The organism is Chamaesiphon sp. OTE_75_metabat_556 (genome assembly GCF_031378165.1).
Classification (GTDB): domain Bacteria; phylum Cyanobacteriota; class Cyanobacteriia; order Cyanobacteriales; family Chamaesiphonaceae; genus Chamaesiphon.
Genome location: NZ_JANNDR010000404.1, coordinates 1 through 6,944 on the forward strand (window position 1 = coordinate 1; position 6,944 = coordinate 6,944).

The following is a 6,944-nucleotide window of genomic DNA, read 5'->3' on the forward strand; positions in this document are numbered from 1 at the left end:
ACCTTCGACGGCATCATCGATCGTTTTGTAGCGGACGGGATCTTCGCCGCCTTCGCCGCTATTGGATTTCGCGCCGATCCGGTTCATAGCGATCGCTAGGACTTCATGAGCTTCGCGAGAGAGTGCGCCGAGAGACATCCCACCTGTACAGAACCGTTTGACAATATCGGTCACAGACTCGACTGATTCGATGTCAATGGAGTTTCGATCGGATTTGAAGTCTAACAGGTCGCGTAGAGCCGTGACAGGGCGTTCCTGAAGATATTTTTTGTAGGTTTGATAGTGGTCATAACCCGCTTGGTTGGGGTAAGCATCTACCGCTTTGTGCAGAGCTTTCGCCAATTGGGGACTATTCATGTGGTACTCACCACTGGGGCGGTAGTTGAAGAATCCGAGGTTTTCGAGTTTCTTGAGTTCTTTGGGGAAAGCTTTGTGATGGAAGGACATGGTTTCGCGGGCGACATCAGCCATCGTCAGGCCACCAATCCGTGAAGTTGTCCCCTTGAAGGAAATATCGAGGACTTCCCGCCCGATCCCGATCGCTTCAAAGATCTGCGCTCCTTGATAGGATGAGAGCAAGGAAATTCCCATTTTTGAGAGGATTTTGAGCAAGCCATCTTCGATCGCTCTGCGGTAATTAGCCTGCGCTTTGTCGATGGTAATATCCATTTCGCCCCGACCGATGGCGGCTTGAGTTTTGGAACCACACCACCAACTCCGCACGGATTCCCAGGCGAGATAGGGACAGACAGCGGATGCCCCAAAGCCAATCAGACAGGCGAAATGATGGGTACTCCAGCATTGGGCGGTATCGACGACGAGCGATATCCGCGCCCGCAATCCTTGTTGAGTCAGATAATGATGCACCGCACCGACGGCTAACAGCGGCGGGATATAAGTAATCTCATCGGTTAAACCATGATTTGACCAATCGCTGAGGATCAGGATTTGTTTGCCAGTATTGACAGCTTTGAGAGCCGCATGACACAGCCTGTCGATCGCTTGTTTCAAGCCTTGTGCGCCATCGGCGACTGGATAGAGTGTCGAGAGCATCTCGCTACCGAGGGGCGATGCTTTGACGATTTCTAATTCAGCTTCATTGATGATGGGGCTATTGAGTTTGAGGAATCCCGCAAATTCGGGTTTGGCTTCGAGTAAATTGCCTTTTTTCCCCAGGCTGACATCCAGCGACATCACCAATTTTTCCCGCAGCGGATCGATCGCCGGGTTAGTCACCTGGGCGAAGCGTTGTTTGAAATAGTCGTATAAAGGATGCGCTTTTTCGGATAATACGGCCAACGGAATATCGTCGCCCATGCAGAATGTTGGCTCTTTGCCGTTTTCCGCCATGTCGTTGACGATCATCGCGATATCTTCTTCGGTGTAGCCAAATGCTGTCTGCTGATTGAGCAAACTGAGTGATTCTACCCGACAACTCGCTTCATAAGGTTGCGCGGTGAGTGTTTGGCGATGTGCTTTCAGCCATGCCCCATAGGGATGAGCATCGGCTACTCGCTGTTTAACTTCCCAATTGTGGAGAATCTCTTTGGTTTCGAGATCGACAACGATCGTTTCACCAGGGCCGAGCCGACCTTTTTCGACGATCTGATCTACAGGTAAATCGACAACCCCAGCTTCAGAGCCGACGTAGATGTAACCATCCTTCGTAATGCAGTACCGCGCTGGCCGCAAGCCATTGCGATCGAGTGCCGCGCCAACTACCTTCCCATCCGAGAAGGCGAGTAAGGCTGGTCCATCCCAAGCTTCCTGCAAACCTGAATAATACTCGTAAAAGTCGGTAATCTCAGGATATTTATCTAATTCCGGCTGATTCTTGTACGCCTCTGGTACCATCATCATCAGCCCTTCGATCGGACTCCGTCCCGATCGCACGATCAGTTCCAAGACATTATCTAATGTCCCCGAATCGCTATTATCCAAATTCAGAATCGGTTGCAATTCCCGCAATCGGTCATTCCACAGGGGATGATTGAGATCGCTTTCCCGCGCGGTCATCCCATTAATATTGCCCAAGAGCGTATTAATTTCGCCGTTGTGTCCCAGTACCCGCATCGGTTGCGCTAGCGGCCATTTGGGTAGTGTGTTGGTGCTAAACCGTCGATGATACACCGCAAATGCTGCTGTAAACGCCGGATTGGTCAAGTCACTATAAAATTCACCCAATACAGCCGATCGCACCATTCCTTTGTAAACGATCGTCCGGCTGGATAACGAACAAATATAAAAATCATCACCAGGCTTAACGGTACCTTCAGCTTGCAAAGCTTTGACAATCTTGCGGCGGACGAGATATAACTGCCGCTCCAATTCATCTCCAGCCGTAGTGCCCGCAATCACCATCTGCTCGATGTACGGCTGATTTTCGCGCGCTTGGATGCCTAATGTCGCTGGATTGACCGGAACTTCCCGCCAACCGACTAATTGACACTGCTCTTTACCAACTACCTCAGCAACGATCTGCTTGGCTACAGACCGTTTCCGAGCATCCTGAGGCAAAAATAGCATCCCTACAGCTAGCTTGGCGCGATCTACACTTGCGGGTAATACGTTGTCAAATAATGCCCACGGAATTTGCGTCAAAATCCCCGCACCATCACCAGAATCGCGATCGGCACTACAACCGCCGCGATGCTCCATACAAGTCAACGCCGTCAATGTTTGCTCGATCAGCTTGTGACTGACTTCCCCTGCCGGACACGCAATAAACCCGACGCCACAAGCATCCCGTTCTTCTACCAACCAGCGCGGACCGAGATAAGGGACTTGGTTAGCAACAGTTGTCGGAGTGGAATGGTTCATGTGCCAATGATTGTCTGAATGGTTCATAGTTGTATCGTGCGGAGAGCGATCGAGAAGTTAATAGTTTTGGAGAGACTCGCGAGTAGAGATAGTTTCTAGCTAGATCGGAGACTCATGCTCGCGTTGAGTCAAAGCTAAGCTGTCTGGGGTGTAGATTACCTCCGGTAGGCTACGCCAACGATCGGATCTCGAAATTGAAAATGATGCGAATAATGTCGATCTATAGCTTGTAACAGGATTTTTACGGCATTTCTGTATGTTGGGCTACTTTCCGATCGATAAGGTTTTGCTGTGAGCCTGATGCCGATGGTCTGTTGTTTGAGAATTTTGGAGCTGGAGATTGCCGCCTAATTTCGCAATCCAACCACCGACCCTGACGATTTATAGTAGCTAATATTATATCAACAATTTTGGCTGAAGAATATCTCCAGCCGAGTCGGTTGCCAGATCCTGGGGTCTGAATCGATCTTTACCAGCTTGTCAGAGTTAACTACATTGTGCTGGCAAGCTTGAGTTTGATTAATGCTGCTAATGTTTCAAAACAATTCGAGAGCGAGCTGCTGTTGATGCTAACCATTGCTTCATTTACTCGATCGACCGGAACTGTCTCGACAAATGGATGCTTCGATCTTTATCAATACCAACCCCCGTAAATCCTCACCACCAAATTCTAGTCCCAGACCTGTGGCTATTAATTTTACTATCGATCGAAACGGTAGGCGATCGAGCCAACGACTCAATACTTTTAACTGTCCCTCTCTGTTGACAATTCATCAATCTCTACGTCAGTGAAAAATTCGGTCATAAAAATCGCCAGAATTATCAAGAAATTCTAGCAAAATATGGTTGGTAGCGGCGGTCGGCTCGGTTCTTGACTCGATCGCACTCATGCTACTAAAATCGGACTTCATTGTTTCTTTAGCACTGAGGATAATAATGAATACCTCGGCCACCTAATCTGAATTTTGGCAATCGGGGTGCCGCAGAACAAATATAATTGCTTTAGACGAGCTTCAATCCGCGCACAGCGATTATCGTTGCCAATAGCAATGTCAGAATTTATCGCTCAATTAGCTCTTTAAAGTTAATTTTTAGCTGATAAAGCTCTAATAAATTCGCGAATAACGTCTGTTTTTGTTCTTTCCGTCTTTTCGGTAAAGTCCTCCAAGATTGACAGCTCTTGATCAGGAATTTTGATGTTTAATTGTTTGATTTTTCTAGCTTTGACAGTCATACTCTTAAGTAGCGTTTTGTAATAAAGTGTCCTTGCTTACTGTTATTTAAACAGAAACACAAACTTTGAATTAGTCACAACTCTTATTCTATTAATGTAGTTTGATGACGTACGTCTTTGAACCTCCAACTATTTGTGTGAGCTAGGTGCTGCTGCTGGTGTCAGGTCGCTTGTCAAAATACGATGCTTTGAGCTGTGCTGGAGCCAAGTTAATATCGATCGATACCTTGGCACCGAGGACAATAGTGCGTCCCTCTGCCACCTAACCTAATTTTCTTGATCGGGGTACCGCAGATGCGACAGGGTTGCTTGGTACGATTGTAAACCCACGCCATGCCTCCATAATTGCCGTTGGTGCCCTGGACATTAAGATAATTACTAAAAGTGGTGCCGCCTTGATCGATCGAGGTTTGAAGGACTTTGATGGCGGACTCGCGTAATAATTTAGCCTGAGAAATCGTCAGTTGATTTGCAGGGGTGTTGGGATGAATTTTGCTCATAAAGAGAGCTTCATCAGCATAGATATTGCCCAATCCGGCGACTAAGTTTTGATCGAGAATGACGGTTTTGATATTGCGTTGGGATTTCTGAAGTTTGGTGGCAAGATACTCGACACTAAATGCCGGATCGAATGGTTCTGGCCCTAATTTCCCCATCCCTGTCATCACCTGTTCCGGCTGCTGGCTGGGCGGAATCCACCACATCTGGCCGAATGTGCGCTGATCGATAAACCGAATTTCCCAATCCTTGCCCAGGAATAATCTCACGCGGGTATGCTTGTGTAGCTCTGTCTGGCTCTCTACCCACAGCAATTGCCCTGTCATGCGTAGATGTACTCCCAACCAACCAGCGGCTTGCTGGGCGTCCGTTGAGACTAATTGTGCGTATAAATATTTGCCCCGTCGGTGCCAAGTCTTGATCTTGGTGTTGTGGAGGCCAAAGTCAAACTCTGCTGGCGTATCGGGATGCGCGATCGTCCGTGGTAATAAGACTTCTGTGCCAGTAATCGCTCGATCGAGTGTATATCGATCCAACCCGCGACGAACTGTCTCAACTTCAGGTAATTCTGGCATTAATGGTTAGACTGGTAACTAGGGAGTAAGTTAGATCTTACTAACCGAGATTAGTATAGATCGATCGCCTCCTCAGTTGCCAGTCGCGATCGTTGTCTATTTGGCAGCAGCTTTTTTAGCTGCGGGTGCGGAGACTTCCACCAACTCGCTGACGGCAAAGTTATTGGTATTGACGCCTCCAGCACTACCGCTGAAGCCGCTATAGTTAACTTTTTCAAAACGCACGATCACGTTATACTTGATGCCGCTTTGGTCGATCGAGACGACGCTGCCGACATCTTGGAACCAGTATGATTCCTTGCGGAGGACGCGAACTTTTGAACCACGTTGCAGTGCCATAATTACTTTTCCTGTTTGGAGTAACTGGTTTTTAAAAAGGATTCAGCCACAATTAGCTATCGCCCTTATTTTCGGCAAATTTCGCCATCTTTTTGTCACAAGGTAACAAAGCTTAAACAAAATAGGCTTTAGGCTTTAGGCTTTAGGGGGTAGTGAATAGTGGATAGTGGATAGTGAATGGATTTTGGAACGATCTTTTTGCTCCCAGTCCCCCCGTCCCCTCCTCTCCCAGTCCCCACACCACCCTCTACTCTCTAAAAAGTGTCCAACTCTGTCTTCGACTCCGAACACCTGCTATTCACGCCCGCGTCCCCAGATCGAGCTGCGATTCCGACGATTTTTGCATTTCCGAATACCTATACCGTTGGGATTACGAGTCTGGGTTATCAGGTAGTATGGGCGACTTTAGCGATGCGATCGGATGTGGATGTTCATCGGTTATTTACAGATGTCCGCGAATCATTGCCTCGATCGCCAAAATTAGTTGGATTTTCGCTGTCTTGGGAATTGGATTATGTGAATATTCTCAATTTATTAGAGTTATTAGAAGTTCCATTGCGGAGTGAAGCTCGCGGCGATAACGATCCGCTGGTTTTCGGCGGAGGGCCAGTTCTGAGTGCCAATCCCGAACCTTTTGCTGACTTCTTTGACGTTATTTTAGTCGGCGATGGTGAAGATTTACTTGGCAATTTTATTAATGCTTATCAGGAAGTACGGACAGCCGATCGAATTACTAAACTCAGACATCTAGCCCAAATACCGGGGATTTATATCCCTAGCTTGTATCAAGTTGAATATGCTGAAAATCTAATTACAAGTATCCTCCCGATCGATAGCGATGTTCCCACAACTATTGCCAAACAAACCTATCGCGGTAATACCCTTTCTGTTTCCAGTGTGGTTACTGAAAAAGCGGCATGGGAAAGTATTTTCATGGTCGAAGTCGTCCGCAGTTGCCCCGAAATGTGTCGCTTTTGTTTAGCCAGCTACCTGACATTACCATTTCGGGTTGCTAGCGTGGAAGAATCACTCATTCCGGCGATCGATAAGGGCTTAGAAGTCACCAATCGATTGGGCTTACTCGGTGCATCGGTGACGCAGCATCCAGAATTCCCAGCCTTACTCGAACATTTAGCTCAACCTAAATATGATGATGTCCGCTTGAGTGTGTCTTCAGTTCGCACGAATACCGTCACGGTTAGATTAGCTGAAATTCTATCCCAGCGGGATAGTAAATCGCTGACGATCGCGGTAGAAAGCGGCTCAGAACGGATTAGAAAAATCGTTAATAAGAAACTCGAAACCGATGAAATATTTCAAGCTGCTGCTAATGCCAAAGCAGGTGGTTTAAAAGGGTTAAAACTCTATGGAATGGCGGGAGTTCCCGGCGAAGAGAGTAGCGACATAGATGAAACGGTGGCAATGTTGCGATCGCTCAAAAAAGCTGTTCCTGGCTTACGTCTGACATTTGGATGCAG

Annotated in this window: 6 protein-coding genes; 1 reads left to right on the plus strand and 5 read right to left on the minus strand. The window is 47.5% G+C overall.

The features are described from left to right. The 5 genes from RMO27_RS16275 to RMO27_RS16295 form a co-directional block, all read right to left on the minus strand. Positions 1–2,820, minus strand: a 2,820-nt coding sequence (locus RMO27_RS16275) for a glutamate synthase central domain-containing protein (RefSeq protein ID WP_309734376.1), incomplete at its 3' end; no start/stop codon positions are given. A gap of 785 nt (positions 2,821–3,605) precedes the next feature. Further along, entirely contained in the window at positions 3,606–3,731 is a 126-nt protein-coding gene (locus RMO27_RS16280) for a hypothetical protein (RefSeq protein WP_309734378.1), read from the minus strand. Between the two features lie 173 nt (positions 3,732–3,904). Then, positions 3,905–4,054, minus strand: a complete 150-nt coding sequence (locus RMO27_RS16285; RefSeq protein ID WP_309734380.1) for a CopG family transcriptional regulator — start codon at positions 4,052–4,054, stop codon at positions 3,905–3,907. Between the two features lie 209 nt (positions 4,055–4,263). After that, on the minus strand, positions 4,264–5,127 hold the full coding sequence (locus RMO27_RS16290) for a DNA-formamidopyrimidine glycosylase (RefSeq protein ID WP_309734383.1): 864 nt from the start codon (positions 5,125–5,127) through the stop codon (positions 4,264–4,266). Between the two features lie 96 nt (positions 5,128–5,223). Further along, positions 5,224–5,466: a photosystem I reaction center subunit IV gene (locus RMO27_RS16295; protein WP_309734385.1), complete on the minus strand. Its 243-nt coding sequence runs from the start codon at positions 5,464–5,466 to the stop codon at positions 5,224–5,226. Positions 5,467–5,727: 261 nt separating this feature from the next. Between RMO27_RS16295 and RMO27_RS16300 the strand changes: the two genes are divergently transcribed. Further along, the coding region (locus RMO27_RS16300; RefSeq protein ID WP_309734387.1) for a radical SAM protein at positions 5,728–6,944 on the plus strand (1,217 nt) is incomplete at its 3' end.